Genomic DNA, 16,410 nt, shown 5'->3' on the forward strand with positions numbered 1-16,410 from the left:
CAGCTTGGGGCCGGTCAGTCCCCTGCCATCGCCTCACGCAGGCTCTTGGGACGCATGTCCGCCCAGTTGTGTTCCACGTAGGCAAGACAATCGGCGCGGGTGCCGGGACCGGTCACCACCCGCCAACCGGCCGGCACCTCGGCGAAGGCCGGCCACAGGCTGTGCTGTTCCTCGTCGTTGATCAAGACGTAGAAACTACCCGCATCGTCGTCAAACGGATTGGTACTCACCGCTTCTCCCTGTCGGCGGGTTGACTTCGGCTGCCGTGACGCCCAATTCGGCGCCAAGGATGCGATCGGACAGCAGCCCCAGGCAGCTCAGATTCGGAAATCCCGGGCCTTCGTTGAGGCCGGATAGATTCGGCAGGACCAACTTCGGGTCGACACCGCGCACCGCCAGACCAGGACCAATGGACTCCTCCAGTCGCTCTCCGGTCAGCGGGCCGCCCAGACCCAGCTCCAACTTATCCAGCGCTTCAGGCGACAACAGCGGCAAGAACCACAGCGGGTCAGCACCGGATCCGTCGATGACAAGGTCGAAGGCGTGCAGCGTCTCGACGGGTTCACCGAAGCGATCGGTGGACACCGTGATCCAGATGCGGTCGTCACGGGCCACCGCGCGAGCCACCCGGCCGCGCAGGTGTCTGATTCGCTCGTCGGCCAGCAACGACTCCTGAACGCGCGCCGAGAAGACCCCGCGGTCGGTTCGAGCGATGCAGTTGCGCCGCTCGGCGAGGGTGAGGCTGCGCCATCCAGCGGGATCGGAGAACAGCGAATTCTCGAAGAAACCCTCACCGCGGGTGAACAGTGTCGCTTGCGGCGAGATCGCCGTGATCGCCGAAACCCGGTGATGGAACAGTTCATTGAGCATCGAGGCGGACGTCTCTCCGCCACCGATCACGGCGACGTTGTCGGCGACGATGCGGTCGTGGCGCCCAGCGCGCTGCCAGAACTGAGCGATGGACAACACTCGAGGATCACCGGAGAGCATCGACCGTTCCGGTTGGCCGGGCCCGGTGAGCATCACCGTTTCGGCCGGCAGGCTCGACTCCGGGGTGCGCAACACCCACTGCGACTCATCGACCGATATCTGAACTACCTGACCGCGAACGACATTGAGCTCCACCACGTCCGCGACCCAGCGCAGATAGCGAGCCCACGTGTCGTGCGTAGGCGCGGGCCTGCCGCGGTCGACCCAGCCGACGAATTGGTCGGTCGCCACCAGATATGACTGCCAGCTGAACCGCATCATCCGCTCGTCGATCTCGCTGTTGCGACCCGGCAGCAACGCTGAACGATAGGGGAAACCGATGTCTTTTTCGGGGCTGGTCCCCAACCGCTGCCGACCATCGGTCCAGCCGCCGCCGGCCCGCCAGTTCGCGGCCACACCGGAGCACTCGAGCGCGACCACATCGGGCACTGCCACGCCCATCTCCCGCAACACCGCGGCCTTGGCGGCTACGGCCACCGCTTTCGCGCCGGCGCCGATGATCGCTACGGTGCCGCTCATCAAGCGCCCGCCGACGACAAGGACGGGTGGAGACGCGTGGGGTAAGCGGGCTCGCATTTCCCGTTCGCCGGCGTTCCGGCGAATGATGCGCCACCCACAACCCCACCTCCGTCTTAGCTCAGGCTGCCCTAACTTTCGTGTACGCTACCCTATGTCCGCGGGGCAGGACACGCTCGCCCCCAGGGAGCTACCAAGTGCCTGTGACTTCTCCTCAGCAACCGCAGCCGTCATCGTTGTCCGGGTTCGTTCCGTTTCCGCCGGACCGGGCCGCTGCCTATGTCGCGGCCGGGTACTGGACCGGCCGGACGGTCGATTCGGTGCTACGCCAGGCCGCGGTCAGCTGGCCACACCGTGTCGCCGTCGTCGACGGGCAGGGCAGCCATACCTACGCCGAACTGGACGAGCTTGCCGATCGAGCCGCCGGGGGTTTCGCCCTGCTTGGGATCACCGCGGGCGACAGGGTGCTGTTGCAGCTACCGAACTCCTGCCGATTCGCCGTCGCATTGTTCGGGCTGCTGCGTGCCGGCGCCATACCGGTGATGTGCCTGCCCGGACACCGGTTCGCCGAACTCAGTCACTTCGCGCAGGTCAGCGACGCAGTGGCGATGGTGGTGGCCGCCACGGCAGGCGGATTCGACTACCGCCCGATGGCCGAGCAACTGACCGCAGCACACCCGCAGCTGCAACGCGTCATCGTCGACGGCGAGCCGGGCCGGTTCCTATCCTGGTCAGCGCTGCCCGTCGGTGACGCGCCCCGGCTGGTCACCGACACCGCCTCGCCGGCGCTGTTGTTGGTCTCCGGCGGCACCACCGGGACACCCAAGCTCATCCCGCGCACCCACGACGACTACGTCTACAACGCCGCGGCCAGTGCCCGGCTGTGCGGCATGTCCAACGACGACGTTTATCTGGTGGTGCTTCCCGCGGCGCACAACTTCCCGCTGGCCTGCCCCGGCATTCTGGGCGCCATGACCGTCGGCGCAACAACGGTCTTCGGCACCGACCCCAGCCCCGAGGCCGCGTTTGCCACCATCGCGCGGCACGGCGTCACCGTCACCGCGTTGGTGCCGGCACTGGCCAAACTCTGGGCGCAAGCCTGCGATTGGGAACCGGTGACGCCAACAACGTTGCGGCTCCTGCAAGTTGGCGGCTCCAAGCTGGAACCTCAGGACGCTCGCCTGGTCCGCTCGGCGCTGACCCCCGGCCTGCAGCAGGTTTTCGGGATGGCCGAGGGCTTGCTCAACTTCACCCGCCTCGACGACCCAGCTGAGGTCATCGAGAACACCCAGGGACGCCCCCTAGCCGACGCCGATGAACTGCGGATCGTCGACGGTGCCGGTGCGCCGGTGGCGCCGGGGGAAGAAGGTGAATTGCTGGTGCGCGGACCGAACACGTTCAACGGCTACTTCCGCGCCGAGCGGGACAACGTACGCTGCTTTACTCCCGACGGCTTCTACCGCAGTGGCGATTTGGTACGCCGCCGGGAGGACGGCTACCTGGTGGTGACGGGCCGGGTCAAAGACGTGATCAGTCGGTGCGGCGAAACGATCTCTGCGCAAGACCTCGAAGAACACCTCGTGAGCCACCCGGCGGTCTTTGCGGCCGCGGCGGTGCCGGTGCCGGATCCAGATTTGGGTGAAAAGGTCTGCGCCGCTGTCGTATTCGGTGGCGCTCAACTGACTCTTGCGGATCTGAACCGCTACCTCGACGAGCGCGGGGTAGCGACCCACGCGCGCCTGGATGTCTTGGTCGCCATGCCGTCGCTACCCACTACCCCGGTGGGCAAGATCGACAAGAAGGCGATCGCGCGGCAGGTCGGGGCGGCCTCGACCGGTCCGCTGGCGTAACAACGGCGCGACGAACCCGCGCGATCGAAGGGCAGTCCGAACGGGGCCCTGCCGGCTAGCCAGCAACGCAATCACCCCTCCCAGATGGTGAGAACCGGCCGATTGCTGTAGCTTCTAGTGGAACAAATAGCAGACGGTAGTGTTCCCTAAGTTCGAACAGGCAGCGGAAGGAGTCGATAGATGGAGTTGGGCCTGTATGGTTGCCTGACAGTCGCCTCCCTCGTGCTGGCCTTGGTGTTTGCCGCATGCGCGTCCGTTTTGGTCAATCGGATGCGCCAACGAGCACCGGCTCCGCTGAGTGAGGAAATAGGCAGCGCAAAAACTGTCATCGCCAAAGTCCGTAAGCGCCAACCTTTGTCAGAAGATGAGTATCTGCTTGCCAAGCAGATCATCGATGACCGTAGCTCCGTGCTGGCCTACTGCATCCCCGGTGCGCTGTTCATGCTGGGGTGCTTTTTCGTATTCGGCAGCCTTGAACACTTACACGGGGCGACGCCGTCGGAGCGGACATTCCTCGGCGTGATCCCCATGTTCACCTCCACCAATCTCGCCCTTCGCCTGCTCAGCAGCGCGAAGTTGAAGAGGCGTCTGCAGACGTTGCGTAAAGCAGAGGTGACAGTGTGAGCCCTCGTCTAGCCGCGAGGACGGTCTTGGAGCGAGCCTGGATGCCACTGGTAGCTATCGTCGCAGTAGGCGCGGGTCTGGTGTGCATGTGGAAGGTGCACCAGCTATCCGAACCGGAGCCGGTCATCGCCGTCAACGGCCCGCAGGCACCTGAGCAGTTCAATCCCAAGCAAATGACGTACGAGGTGTTCGGCAACGCCGGTGCAGGCGGGATGCTCGATTATGTCGACATCGACGGGCACCCCCACCGGGTGGATATCCCGCCCTACCTTGGTCCCACACCGAAACCACTACGCTCACTGTGGTTTCGGGCAGTATCTCGGTACATGTGCGCGGCAGCCAGATCGGGTGCCGAATGCTGGTGAACGGCATAGTCCGTGATGAACAGTCCGCGAGCCACCAGGACGCGGACGTCACCTGCAGAGTGAAATCCGCATGAGCGCGCACCGGGCCGGTCGGCCCTTCCTCGCCCACGCGGTGCGCGTCCTGGCGATACCGATCATCATCTTCTGGGCCCTGCTCGCCGTTACCACGAACACCTTCGAGCCCAAGGTAGAGGACGTCGCAGAAGAACTCGCCGGCCCGATGGTCCCGCACTACGCCCCCTCCCAGCGCTCGATGCTGGCTATCGGCGAGAAGTTCCACGAGTCGACCTCGACCAGCTTGACCATGGTGGTGTTCGAAGCCAACCGACCGTTGGGCGAGGCGGACCACCGGTATTACGACGACTTGATGCGCCGCTTGAAGCGCGACACCAAGCACGTGCAGTACGTCATGGACCTGTGGGGAAAGCCGTTCACCGCGGCGGGGGCGCAGAGCGTCGACGGGAAGGCGACGTATGTGCTGTTGCGTCTCGCCGGCGATATCGGTCAAATCCAAGCCAACCAGTCCGTTGACGCCGTCCGGGAAATCGTCGCGAAGGACACGCCGCCCCCCGGCCTGAAGGTCTACGTCAGCGGTGCCGCTCCGCTCGCGTCGGACACACTGAGCATCGCCAATGCGAGTTTGAACAACGTCACCATCGTGACGATTTTCTTGATCATCGCGATGCTGCTGTTGGTATATCGCTCGATCAGCACCTTGCTAGTCCCGTTGGCCGGCGTGCTCATCGAGATGCTGGTCGCCAAGGGAGTGGTGTCCACCCTCGGGCATCTCGGATACATCGAACTGTCGTCGTTCGCGGTGAACATCGTCATCGCCCTGACCCTCGGAGCCGGGACGGATTACGGCATTTTCTTGATGGGCCGCTATCACGAGGCACGGCTGGCCGGCGAAACACGGGAAGATTCGTTCTACATCGCATACCGAAGCGTCTCGCCAGTCATCATCGGCTCGGGGCTGACGATCGCAGGCGCGTGTTACTGCTTGACATTCGCCCGCCTCAACTACTTCCACACCATGGGGCCGGCCGTCGCCATCACCATGCTGTTCACCATTGCGGCAGCGATGACTCTAGGACCCGCCCTTCTCACGGTGGGCAGCCTCTTCGGGATGTTCGACCCCAGGCAGAAGGTAAAGGCACATCTGTATCGGCGGATCGGAGCAAGCGTCGCCCGCTGGCCGGTACCGATCCTGGCGGCCAGTGCGGCGGTGGTCATGATCGGGGCGATATTCGTTCCGACCTATCAGCAGAACTACGACGATCGTCAGTACCAGCCGGCTGATGCCCCCGCCAATCAGGGCTTTGCCGCCGCAGACCGACACTTCCCGAAAAGCAAATTGTTCTCCGAGATGCTGATGGTCGAAACCGATCACGACATGCGGAACTCCGCGGATTTCATCTCGCTGGATCGAGTGGCCAAGGCGCTCATACGCCTTCAAGGCGTGGCGATGGTACAGAACATGACCAGACCCCTGGGCCGGCCGCTAGAACACGCCACCCTGCCCTATCTGTTCACCACCCAGGGCAGTGGAAGTGGACAACAGCTTCCCTTCAACCGCGAGCAGAACTTCAACACCGATCAGCAGGCAGAAATCCAAGCGCACTCCGTCTCGGTGCTGCGTAAGGAGATCGGCTTCTTCCAGAACTTGTCGGACGAGTTGCACAAGACTGTCCTCACTGTTGAGGATCTGCAACGGGTCACCGATGAGATGAACTCCGAGATCTCCAACGTGGATGACTTCTTCCGGCCGATCAAGAGCTACTTCTACTGGGAGAAGCACTGTTTCGACATCCCCATCTGCTGGACGTTCAGATCATTGTTCGACGCACTCGACAACGTCGACAAGTTGGCCGAGGATATCAACGACGCCAAAGCGTCGCTCGAGGCCATGGACAGGATTGTGCCGCAGATCATCACGCAACTGAAAGCCACGGCCGACGACACCGAAGCCCTGCGGGCGATGCTGATCAATACGTATGGTTCGGCAGATCTGCAATCGACCCAAACCCAACAGACCTTCGACGACCAGATCAATGTCGGGCTCGACTTCGACCGATCCCGCAGCGATGACTTCTTTTACATCCCCAGAGAGGGTTTCGACAACGACGATGTGAAAACCGGTCTGCAACTGATGATGTCGCCCGACGGCAAAGCCGCCCGGTTCATCGTCACGCACGAAGGTGATGCCATGGGTCCCGAAGGGGTGCAACATGTCGAAAGGTTCCCCGCGGCAATCACCACCGCTCTGAAAGAGACGTCATTGGCCGGCGCGCGCGTCTATATCGGCGGCTCCGGCTCGAATAACAAGGACATCAAGCAGTACGCCGCGTCGGATCTGCTCATCGCCGCAATCGCCGCCTTCGTGCTGATCTTCCTCATCATGATGTTCATTACGCGGAGTCTGGTCGCCGCCTTGGTCATTCCCGGCACGGTGGCCTTCTCCTACGCCGGGGCATTCGGGCTGTCCGTACTGATCTGGCAGCACTTATTGGGCCTGCACTTGCACTGGCTGGTTCTGCCACTGACCTTCATCATCCTGGTGGCGGTGGGCTCGGACTACAACCTGCTGCTGATCGCCAGAGTGAAGGACGAGATCCACGCCGGGCTGCACACCGGTCTGATCCGCGCGCTGGGCAGCACGGGTGGCGTAGTGACGTCCGCCGGTTTGGTGTTTGCCTTCACCATGCTCGCGATGCTGACCAGCGATCTGCGCACCATCGGCCAGGTCGGTTCCACGGTGTGTATCGGCTTGCTGCTGGATACGCTGATCGTGCGCTCGTTCGTGGTGCCCTCGATACTCAGCATCATGGGGCCTTGGTTCTGGTGGCCGACCTTGGTGCGGCGGCGGCCGCTCCCCCAGCGCTGACGGTGGCCGGCGGCTAAGCTCGTCGCCGCCGGTGACGGTCGAAAGGTCAAGGCGTCAGCCAACGAAGGGGATGTCGACAATGTCGGTCGAAGAACGCGGAACGGCCAAGCTCTACAACGCTTTGACGACCAAAGGCACCGCCTTCACCGAGGCCGAGCGCCGCGAGTTCGGCCTGCTCGGCTTGCTGCCCACCCGGGTGAAAACGCTCGCCGAACAGGTCGACCACTGTTGGCACGAATTCTCCACCCGCCGCGACGACCTGGACCGGCACATTTACCTGCGCGCGCTGCAGGATCGCAACGAGACGTTGTTCTACCGGGTGCTGCGCGAGCACATCACCGAGACGCTGCCGATCGTCTACACCCCCACGGTTGGCGAGGCATGCCAGCGGTTCAGCGAGATCTATCGGCGGCCACGGGGGTTGTTCGTGTCTTATCCGGACCGCGACCGCCTCAGCGAGGTTCTGTCCAACCGCCCCCAGCGGGAGGTCGACGTGATCGTGGTTACCGACGGCCAACGCATCCTCGGCCTGGGTGACCAAGGCATCGGCGGCATGGGCATCCCGATCGGCAAGCTTTCGCTGTACACCCTCATCGGCGGCATCGATCCGGCCCGCACCCTGCCGATTATTCTCGACGTGGGCACCGACAACGTCGAACTACTCGACGACCCGCTGTACCTCGGGTGGCGCCACCGACGGATCGATGACGACGACTATCACGCCTTCATCGACGAGTTCGTCACCGCTGTGCACGAGCAACAACCCGACGTCCTGCTGCAGTGGGAGGACTTCGCCACCGCGCATGCGCTGCCCATCCTCGCGCGCTACCGCGACAAGCTGCTGACCTTCAACGACGACATTCAGGGCACCGCGGCGGTCACCGTCGGTGCGCTACATGGGGCCGCCAAGGTGGCCGGCCGCCCGTTGTCGCAGCAGCAAGTGGTGATGCTGGGCGCCGGCTCGGCCGGCATCGGCGTGCTGGACATGATCCGCCGCGAGATGATCAATGAGGGCTTGTCTGATGATGCTGCGCGCGAACGCATTTGGGTGGTCGACGTGGTGGGCCTGCTGACCGACGACCGCACCGACCTGTCCGAAGCGCAACGCGAGTTCGCCCAACCCGCCGCCCGGGTGGCGAACTGGGGGCTGTCGGCGCCGGCCCAGTTGGCCGATGTCGTGCACCACCTCGACGTGGGCGTGCTGCTCGGCCTGTCCACCGCGTCGGGGGCGTTCACCGAGGACATCGTGCGGGAGATGGCCGGCAAGGTCGAGCGGCCGATCATCTTTCCGCTGTCCAATCCGACCAGTCGCGCCGAGGCGCACCCGGCCGAGTTGGACGCTTGGACTGACGGGCGGGCGTTGGTCGCCACCGGTTCACCGTTTGCCCCGGTGCGGCGCAACGGCGTGGAACGTCCCGTCGCGCAATGCAATAACGTCTACATCTTCCCCGCGATGGGGCTTGCCGTGACCGCCGCTCAGGCATCGCGAGTCACCGACGAGATGATGCGGGTTGCCGCAGCCACCCTGGGTGACGCGTCGCCGGCGCTGCAGGACCCCGATCAGTCGCTGTTACCGGGGTGGTCTGAGGTTCCGGACATCGCCGTGCGGATCGCCCACGCGATCGCGGTTCAAGCCGTCGCCGACGGCGTCGCACCCAACCGCAGCAGCGAGGAACTGGCGCAACGCATTACTAATGTGCGTTGGATACCGGAATATCCGGGTTCCTGACCCGCGACTTGGATGTTAATGCGGGCCTGAAACCAGGGACTACAACATCTGATGTTGTAGTGATGTTTGTGCGCGTCGGGATGCTAAGTTTGAAATATTGTGCTCTGCCATGTAAGTAGACAGTCACGGCTGCGGTCAACGATCGCCATCGCAGCGGTGTTCTGGCTGCTCGTTGGTGGGGTTGGCGAGTTAGAGCGGCTCGCGCTTCCTGCGCCTGAAGCCGCCCACACCGTTCTCACGTCGTCGAGTGGTGAGTTCGCTGTTAACGGTGATTGCGCGCACGTAGGTGGAGGCTCACTATCGGCGTGCTCGAAAGTCCTCGCGACAGCGGTTCTGCCTCGGTTGGTGCCAGTTCTGTTTTCGTGTGGGCTGCTGGGTGCACTCGCTGGGCTTGCTGGGTTCCTTGCTGAGCGAAGGCAGTGGTACGTGCGGGGCCCGCCGCGTGCGCTGGCCTGTGTCATCGCGGGTCAAGATCTTTTAACCCGTATGTGTATCGCGCGTCGCTGATCGATCAGCGTTAGATGATTTGGCGCTGCAATACCCGGTGATCGGTGAAGTTGGGGGCGGCCGCGCGTCTTAGGGGCGGCTCGCTATTGAGCAAAAGCACGCTTCGACCGATAGCGCATTGCCATCGAATACCTGACGCTCACCAATCCTGTACGAGATCAACTCTTTCGACGCGCCGACGGACCGCCGGATCAGAGGCGGTGGGTCCGCTTCTGCCACACAATCCCCAGCTGCTTGGAGGATTCATGTCTCTATACATCAGCGCGCCGCAGGCTGTTGCCTGCTGCATTTGCCGGGATGTCATATTGGCATGCCCGTGAGTTCAGCTAGGACTGAGATTGCCCCGGCGACCGTCGGGGTGGTTCCGTCGCTCATGAAGCGACATCGGTGATGACTGCGGTGCAGTTCGGTAGGCACATCGCGCACACCTTGAGCGCTCGGCTTACACAGTTAATCGGTCATGCAGCCACCGGGTGTCCGAGATCGGGCTGCCCACGCGTGCCCCACCCACGACAACGATCGGGGAAAAAGTGATCGACTTTGGGGCGCTACCGCCGGAGATCAACTCCGCGAGGATACATTCAGGCCCCGGCTCAGCGCCGATGTTAGCCGCGGCCACCGCCTGGGATGGACTTGTCGATGGCCTCTTTTCCGTGGCGGCCTCATTCAGGTCAGTGATCGCAGATGTGACTGGCGATCCATGGCAGGGAACCGCGGCGACGACGATGCTCGACGCGGCCAAGCCCTACACGGAGTGGTTAACGATGACTGCTGCGCTCGCCCAGCGCGCGGCTGCCCAGGCTAGGTCGGCCGCAGCCGCCTACGAGGCGGCCATCGCGATGACGCTGCCGCCCCCGGTAATAACGGCCAATCGCAACGTCTTTGAGTTGCTGGTTGGCGGCAACCACCTCGCCCAATACACGCCGGCAATAGCCGCGATCGAGGCGAACTACGGCGAAATGTGGGCACAGAACGCCGCCGCCATGTATCGCTATGCGAGCAGCTCAGCGACCGCGACTCGGTTGGAACCTTTCACTATGCCCCCGGTCGAACTCGCCAACGCATCCACGCCCACCACCATGACGAAGCTGAGTGCGTCAACTCTCAAGTGTTTGCCTGCGGTGCCGACCACCTTGCAGCGGCTCGCATCGCCCACAGCATCGTCACCCGATTGGGCATTGGGTTCCTTTGTATCTCAAAATTCTTGGGATCAATTCGGATCCGATCCGTCCATGTCGTCAGTATCGGCGCTGCTACCGCGAATAACCGCGACAGGCCGAAACGGTCTGGATGCCGGTAGCGAAAATGGTCTGGCAGCGGGACGGCCAGTATCAGTGCGGGCGTGGTTCACAGGCAGCCGTACCGCCCGGACCAGGCGCTTCGGCGGACCTGCCGACTGGCGCGTCCAAGCGGCGTTAGACCCCGGGCTCGGCCCAGCGGCCACGGTTGCGAACGTGTCGGTGCCGCAAGCCTGGCTGGCGAAGGCCCATAAGGGACCCACTCAATCGGCGCCATCGACGCCCACCTATACAACCGCCACCCAATCTGCGACACCAATCGGGAAGAAGGCATGAACATGAATAACGACCGAGGATCCGCGCCGTGCGCCGCGAGGCCCAGCTATCGCCGCCATAAGAGAGCAAAACACAGCTGTCTCAACGGGTTTTGTCCCGGCTTTGGTCACGACGTTGGTTCACGCAGCAGTCGTCAACCGCCGCTAGAGATGACAATGAGCAGTGGACAACCAACGCCGACGGTTCAACGAGCACGCCACCCGGTGATCGGGCCCCCACAAGTGAGCGCTCTTTGTTCGAGGATCCATCGTCCACAACGCAGTACGGCGCTGATGATGTACGCCGCTGTGCGCTGCCTGGCGTGTGATGTGGCCGTCGTCGGTACGGAGGGTGCCTTGTGACCGCCAGCGATCGGAGTGCGGCCGTGGACGACACCTGCTGCGATGACACCGAACTCAGGCCGGCGAAAGGCGCTGAGTGGCGGCGAGCGGCGCGTTGGGCACGGCGGCTGGCATGGATCAGCCTGGCCTGTGTGCTCGCCGAGGGCGCGGTCGGTTTCTGGCAAGGCGTCACCGCTGGTTCCATCGCACTGACCGCCTGGGCGCTGGGAAGCGCGCCCGAGGCCTTCTCGAGCCTGATCCTGATATGGCGGTTCAGCGGCTCGCGCACGCTGTCGGACACCGCCGATCTACGAGCACAACGCGGTGTGGCGGTGTCATTTTGGCTCAGCGCCCCATACATCGCCGCCGAATCCATCCATCACTTGCTCAGCGACCACGCGCCCGACACCGCATTGATCGGCATCGTGGTCACCGCTGCCGCGCTGCTGCAGATGCCTATCCTTGGGTGGGGTCAACGCAAACTCGGCGCGCGACTGGGTTCGGCGGCGACTGTTGGCAAAGGCATCCAGAATTACTTGTGCGCCGCGCAGGCCGCCGCCGTTCTGCTGGGCCTGGCAGTCACCGCCCACTGGTCTGGCGGGTGGTGGTTGGACCCGGCGATTGGTCTCGGCATTTCCGGACTCGGGGTATGGCAGGGCGTCCGATCCTGGCGCGGCCAGGGTTGCGCATGCTGAAACACACGGCGTGACCGGTGTCGTCCATAACACGACGCGGCCGGGAACCCCCCGGGGGGGACTCGCAACGCGAGCTTGGCGTCAGAGGCAGCCAGTCATCCATGGCTGTATCGCAATATCTATATGTTAATGTGGAAAGTCGGTACGGTGAAATTGTGTTGATTCAGACGGAACAAACAGGAGGATTTTGATGCTCCCGCAGGCACTATTGGGTAAAGCGGCATCGACGGTGTTCACCGGGCTGGTAGGCGTGAGCGCCTATGAGGTGGTGCGCAAGGCCGTAGGCAAGGCCCCGGTGCATCGGGCCACCGTCGCGGCGGCCGAGCTGGGGCTAAGGGGAACCCGTCGCGCCGAGGTGGCAGCGGAGTCGGCTCGGCTGAAGATCGCCGATGTGGTCGCCGAGGCCCGTGAACGCATCGGAGAAGAGGTACCACCACCGGCGGCCGTTACCGAGATCCACGACCACGACCACTGATAGCCGACATGAGTGTTGCCATGGAGCCCGCCGTGGAGGTCATTTCCGACGCGGCGGGACGCATGCGGGTGCACGTGCCGTGGGTCCGTTCGGATTCACGCCGCGCGGTGGCGGTCGAAGACGCCGTGGACAAGCAGACCGGGATTCGGGCGGTGCACGCCTACCCGCACACCGGGTCGGTAGTCGTGTGGTATTCGCCGAAACGCTGCGATCGCGCTGCAATCCTCGCGGCCATTTCGGCAGCCCGAGAGGTGGCGGCTGAGCTCATTCCCACTCGCACACCCCGCTCGGCTGACATTCGTAACGCCGAGGTGTTGCGCCTAGTGATTGGCGGGGCCGCGCTCGTCCTACTTGGTGTGCGCCGCTACGGTTTCCGGCGTCCGCCATTACTCGGTCCCAACGGTCAGCTAATTGCCACCGGCGCGACTGTCTTCATGGGTTATCCCTTCTTCCGTGGCGCCCTACGTTCGCTTCGTTCCGGGCGCGCCGGCACCGACACGTTGGTGACGGTCGCCACGGTCGCGAGCATGGTGTTGCGGGAGAACGTGGTGGCGCTCACCGTCTTGTGGTTGCTCAACATCGGTGAGTACCTCCAAGACCTGACGCTGCGGCGCACCCGGCGCGCCATCACCGACCTGCTTCGCGGGACCGCCGACACGGCGTGGATTCGGCTTGCCGACGGCAGCGAAGTACAGGTGCCGATGGATACCCTGCGGATCGGCGACGAGGTTGTGGTTCACGATCAGGTCGCGATACCTGTCGACGGTGAGGTGGTCGACGGGGACGCCGTGGTCGATCAGTCCGCGATCACAGGTGAAACTCTGCCGGTCAGCATAGTCGTCGGTTCCGGCGTGCACGCTGGCTCGGTGGTGGTGCGCGGTCGGTTGGTAGTCCGCGCCAGCGCTGTGGGCAACGACACCACTATCGGACGCATTATCACTCGCGTTGAAGAGGCCCAGCACGATCGTGCGCCAATTCAAACGGTCGGTGAGAACTTCTCGCGCCGGTTTGTGCCCCTCTCGTTCATCGTGTCCGCAGCCACGTTGGTGCTCACCGGTGACGTTCGGCGCGCGATGACCATGCTGTTGATTGCGTGCCCGTGTGCGGTGGGATTGTCCACGCCCACCGCGATCAGTGCCGCAATCGGAAATGGGGCGCGCCGCGGCATCCTGATCAAAGGCGGATCCCACCTCGAACAAGCCGGCCGAATTAGCGCCATCGTGTTCGACAAAACCGGCACACTTACCGTGGGGCGGCCCGTCGTCACGAATGTCGTTGCACTGCATAAGGACTGGCAACCCGAAGAGGTTCTCGCTTACGCGGCGAGTTCAGAAATCCACTCTCGTCATCCGCTGGCAGAAGCCGTGATCCGCTCGACCACCGAACGCCACATCAGCATTCCACCCCATGAGCAGTGTGAGGTTCTGGTGGGTTTGGGCATGCGAACCTGGGCCGATGGCCGTGTTCTCCTGCTGGGCAGCCCGTCGCTGCTACGTGCTGAGAAAGTACGGGTCTCGAAGAAGGCGTCAGAGTGGGTGACCAAACTGCGGAGCCAAGCCGAGACACCACTTCTGCTGGCCGTGGATGGCACGCTAGTAGGCTTGATCAGCCTGCGCGACGAGGTTCGGCCCGAAGCACCCGAAGTCCTGAATAGGTTGCGAGACAAAGGGATCCGCCGCATCGTTATGCTCACCGGCGATCATCCGGAGACCGCTGAGGTCGTCGCTCGCGAGGTGGGTATCGACGAGTGGCGCGCCGAGGTGTTGCCCGAAGACAAACTTCAAGTGGTGCGCCAACTTCAGGACGAGGGTCACGTGGTGGGAATGGTCGGCGATGGAGTCAATGATGCCCCGGCGCTGGCAACTGCGGACATCGGAATAGCCATGGGTCTAGCAGGCACCGACGTCGCAGTCGAGACCGCCGACATCGCCCTGGCCAACGACAACTTGCAGCGCCTGCTCGACGTACCCGATTTAGGTGCCCGCGCTGTCAAGGTGATCCGACAGAACTACGGCATGTCCATAGCCGTGAATTCCGCTGGCCTGCTCATGGGTGCCGGGGGCGCCCTTTCGCCAGTGCTTGCGGCGATACTGCACAACGCGTCATCCGTGGCCGTGGTCACCAACAGCTCCCGTCTGATTCGATACCGCCTCGCTAATGGGCAGGGGGCGACCGTTAATGGGCAAGCGCCGATTGAGCTTGCAGACGCGGATCGCAGTGAGGACTCGGTGTCTCTACAACCAGTGAGTGATTAGTCATCTGTTGCCGAATCGCCACGTGTTGTCTCGGCCGCAATGCGCGAAGGCATCGATTTCAGAGCCATCGGCGGCTACAGCGTCGGTCGCGGCGGCTGTGCAGAAGGCGCGTGCAGCGTTGCTGAGAAAGCAGATGCGCGAAGCGGTCATCCTGTTCAGTGCGCAACGGCGAAGGAGAGCCAGAACCTTTTTATGAGCAAAGCGGTTGGCGCGGGCGGAGTCAGGGCGTTGTGCCGGCGTAACGGGGTTGTAGAAGGCTTCGATGCATTCGAAGATCGCTGTCGCGAGCTCGGCGCGGGTGTTCCCGGTACGGCGTGCGGTCGAGGAGCTCAATCTGCATGGAGTCGGAGAACGATTTGATCATCGCGTTGTCGAACGCCGAGGCCACTGAGCCCAGCAGCCCGGCCTCGCGTAGCCGGTGACCGAAAGCCAAGAGGCATATCGAGTTACACGGTCGGAATGAACCACTTGCCAACGGTTTACGCCGCATCCTAGCCATATCCAGGGTGTCGGCGACCAGTTCGGTGCGCAGGTGATCGGCGATCAACCAGCCCACCACCTGGCGGGAGTAAACATCTAGGACGACGGCGGCGTAGACCCAGCCTCGTCGGTGCGGCGCTCGTTGATGTCTTTAACCACAACTGGTCTAGGCGATCGGCCCGGGATCCGCGGTTGACCAGGTCGGGCCACGTCGCCGCAGCGGGTCGGGCCGGGCGCCAGCGGCGGCGGTGAACGCCTTGGACCGTGAACACCGACATGACCGCGATCGACTAAATTGTCATATCGCCACCGCGGTTCCGACAACACGGGCGACGTCGTCGCGGAACTCAAGGGGATAGGGCCTAGGGACACCCACATCCGTCCAGACCACCATTCCGATAAGTCGACTAAGAAGTTCCTCGAGTGCAGCAGACCCAGCGTGTTGTCGCGGCAACGGTTAGCTTGATGCCTTCCAATACACTTCGCCCTTGAGGTCGGTGCCTCGCACTTGCATCCATAGCAATAAGCGCATATCTTAGCGACATGGGCGTCCAGCTTAGTCTGCCCAGAATGGGCTTGGTGAGCGGCGGTCATAGCGATGCACATAACGCGGGCTTGCCTGACGCTGAGCGCCGGGGGTTAGCTGAAGCATTGCTCATCGGTGCGGCGAAAGTGGTGGTGGGGTCACGTCGCAAAGGGCGTTCATCGTAGATCTTTACGGCAGTGGCGGGGCTGATCGGAGCGGCGCGATCAGGAACAGAGCGAGGTTTCGTGACATGTATGACCGGCAACAGCGAGACGCCATGCTATGGAGTTTGTGAAGGCGAAACGTTGCTGTCGGTGATTGCTGGACTGCTGCTGGTGTCTCTCGTCGTGCCGGCTTTACCGGTTGTTTGTGAATATCCCCCAGTGCCGTTCATCCCAGTCGTGTGCGTCGCCCTGGTTGCTAGCGTGCTCAACACTTCTCTTGTGAAAGACCGTGCGCAGTGCATTCAGTTGAGCTGCGTGATCAGACTCTTGGTGACGCGCGCCCACGGCGTCGAACGCCCATCAGCGGCGGACAGCCCTAAATCTGGATCCTGTTTGCATGCTGTGGCTTGAGCCCGTGTCCGGCGCCATTATCGGCGGGTGCATCGGTTTGAGCGT

The 16,410-nt window shown here is 63.2% G+C and carries 14 protein-coding genes and 1 pseudogene; 11 read left to right on the forward strand and 4 right to left on the reverse strand.

Translation table 11 applies throughout. The features are described 5' to 3' along the window. Positions 1–14 precede the first annotated feature (14 nt). Both I2456_RS17310 and mbtG read right to left on the reverse strand, forming a co-directional pair. The gene (locus I2456_RS17310; protein ID WP_068029554.1) at positions 15–230 is read right to left on the reverse strand and encodes an MbtH family protein; all 216 of its coding nucleotides are present in this window, start codon (positions 228–230) and stop codon (positions 15–17) included. Beyond that, on the reverse strand, positions 211–1,509 hold the full coding sequence (gene mbtG, locus I2456_RS17315) for an NADPH-dependent L-lysine N(6)-monooxygenase MbtG (RefSeq protein WP_085072641.1): 1,299 nt from the start codon (positions 1,507–1,509) through the stop codon (positions 211–213). The genes I2456_RS17310 and mbtG overlap by 20 nt, the downstream gene beginning before the upstream one ends. Positions 1,510–1,703: 194 nt before the next feature. Between mbtG and I2456_RS17320 the strand changes: the two genes are divergently transcribed. The 10 genes and pseudogenes from I2456_RS17320 to ctpC all read left to right on the forward strand — a co-directional run bounded on the left by I2456_RS17320 (position 1,704) and on the right by ctpC (position 14,784). Continuing rightward, complete coding sequence (locus I2456_RS17320; protein ID WP_241007745.1) at positions 1,704–3,356, forward strand: (2,3-dihydroxybenzoyl)adenylate synthase; 1,653 nt, start codon at positions 1,704–1,706, stop codon at positions 3,354–3,356. 180 nt (positions 3,357–3,536) lie between these two features. Next, the gene (locus I2456_RS17325; protein ID WP_068160923.1) at positions 3,537–3,980 is read left to right on the forward strand and encodes a hypothetical protein; all 444 of its coding nucleotides are present in this window, start codon (positions 3,537–3,539) and stop codon (positions 3,978–3,980) included. Between the two features lie 41 nt (positions 3,981–4,021). Next, positions 4,022–4,419, forward strand: a pseudogene (locus tag I2456_RS17330) (MmpS family transport accessory protein). Next, positions 4,416–7,229: an MMPL/RND family transporter gene (locus tag I2456_RS17335; RefSeq protein WP_085072639.1), complete on the forward strand. Its 2,814-nt coding sequence runs from the start codon at positions 4,416–4,418 to the stop codon at positions 7,227–7,229. Before I2456_RS17330 ends, I2456_RS17335 begins: the two are co-directional and overlap by 4 nt. Positions 7,230–7,308: 79 nt before the next feature. Further along, on the forward strand, positions 7,309–8,958 hold the full coding sequence (locus I2456_RS17340; RefSeq protein WP_241007746.1) for an NAD-dependent malic enzyme: 1,650 nt from the start codon (positions 7,309–7,311) through the stop codon (positions 8,956–8,958). 156 nt (positions 8,959–9,114) lie between these two features. Next, positions 9,115–9,465, forward strand: coding sequence for a putative copper homeostasis (lipo)protein LpqS (lpqS, locus tag I2456_RS29290; RefSeq protein WP_455637421.1), 351 nt, complete (start codon positions 9,115–9,117; stop codon positions 9,463–9,465). Between the two features lie 473 nt (positions 9,466–9,938). Then, complete coding sequence (locus tag I2456_RS17345; protein WP_085072637.1) at positions 9,939–11,039, forward strand: PPE family protein; 1,101 nt, start codon at positions 9,939–9,941, stop codon at positions 11,037–11,039. 364 nt (positions 11,040–11,403) lie between these two features. Next, positions 11,404–12,054: a cation efflux transmembrane domain-containing protein gene (locus I2456_RS17350; RefSeq protein WP_085072656.1), complete on the forward strand. Its 651-nt coding sequence runs from the start codon at positions 11,404–11,406 to the stop codon at positions 12,052–12,054. A 190-nt stretch (positions 12,055–12,244) separates the two neighbouring features. Beyond that, complete coding sequence (locus I2456_RS17355; protein WP_068029531.1) at positions 12,245–12,529, forward strand: DUF1490 family protein; 285 nt, start codon at positions 12,245–12,247, stop codon at positions 12,527–12,529. A 20-nt stretch (positions 12,530–12,549) separates the two neighbouring features. Next, entirely contained in the window at positions 12,550–14,784 is a 2,235-nt protein-coding gene (gene ctpC / locus I2456_RS17360; RefSeq protein ID WP_241008006.1) for a manganese-exporting P-type ATPase CtpC, read from the forward strand. Here ctpC and I2456_RS17365 read toward each other — a convergent pair whose 3' ends face one another. Together I2456_RS17365 and I2456_RS29295 are read right to left on the reverse strand one after the other, a co-directional pair. Next, complete coding sequence (locus I2456_RS17365) at positions 14,785–15,117, reverse strand: hypothetical protein (protein ID WP_139822976.1); 333 nt, start codon at positions 15,115–15,117, stop codon at positions 14,785–14,787. Then, positions 15,005–15,343, reverse strand: coding sequence for a hypothetical protein (locus tag I2456_RS29295; protein WP_082952180.1), 339 nt, complete (start codon positions 15,341–15,343; stop codon positions 15,005–15,007). The genes I2456_RS17365 and I2456_RS29295 overlap by 113 nt, the downstream gene beginning before the upstream one ends. 701 nt (positions 15,344–16,044) lie before the next feature. Between I2456_RS29295 and I2456_RS17370 the strand changes: the two genes are divergently transcribed. Next, positions 16,045–16,365, forward strand: coding sequence for a hypothetical protein (locus tag I2456_RS17370; RefSeq protein ID WP_131811294.1), 321 nt, complete (start codon positions 16,045–16,047; stop codon positions 16,363–16,365). Positions 16,366–16,410 lie beyond the last annotated feature (45 nt).

The organism is Mycobacterium kubicae (genome assembly GCF_015689175.1).
GTDB lineage: Bacteria > Actinomycetota > Actinomycetes > Mycobacteriales > Mycobacteriaceae > Mycobacterium > Mycobacterium kubicae.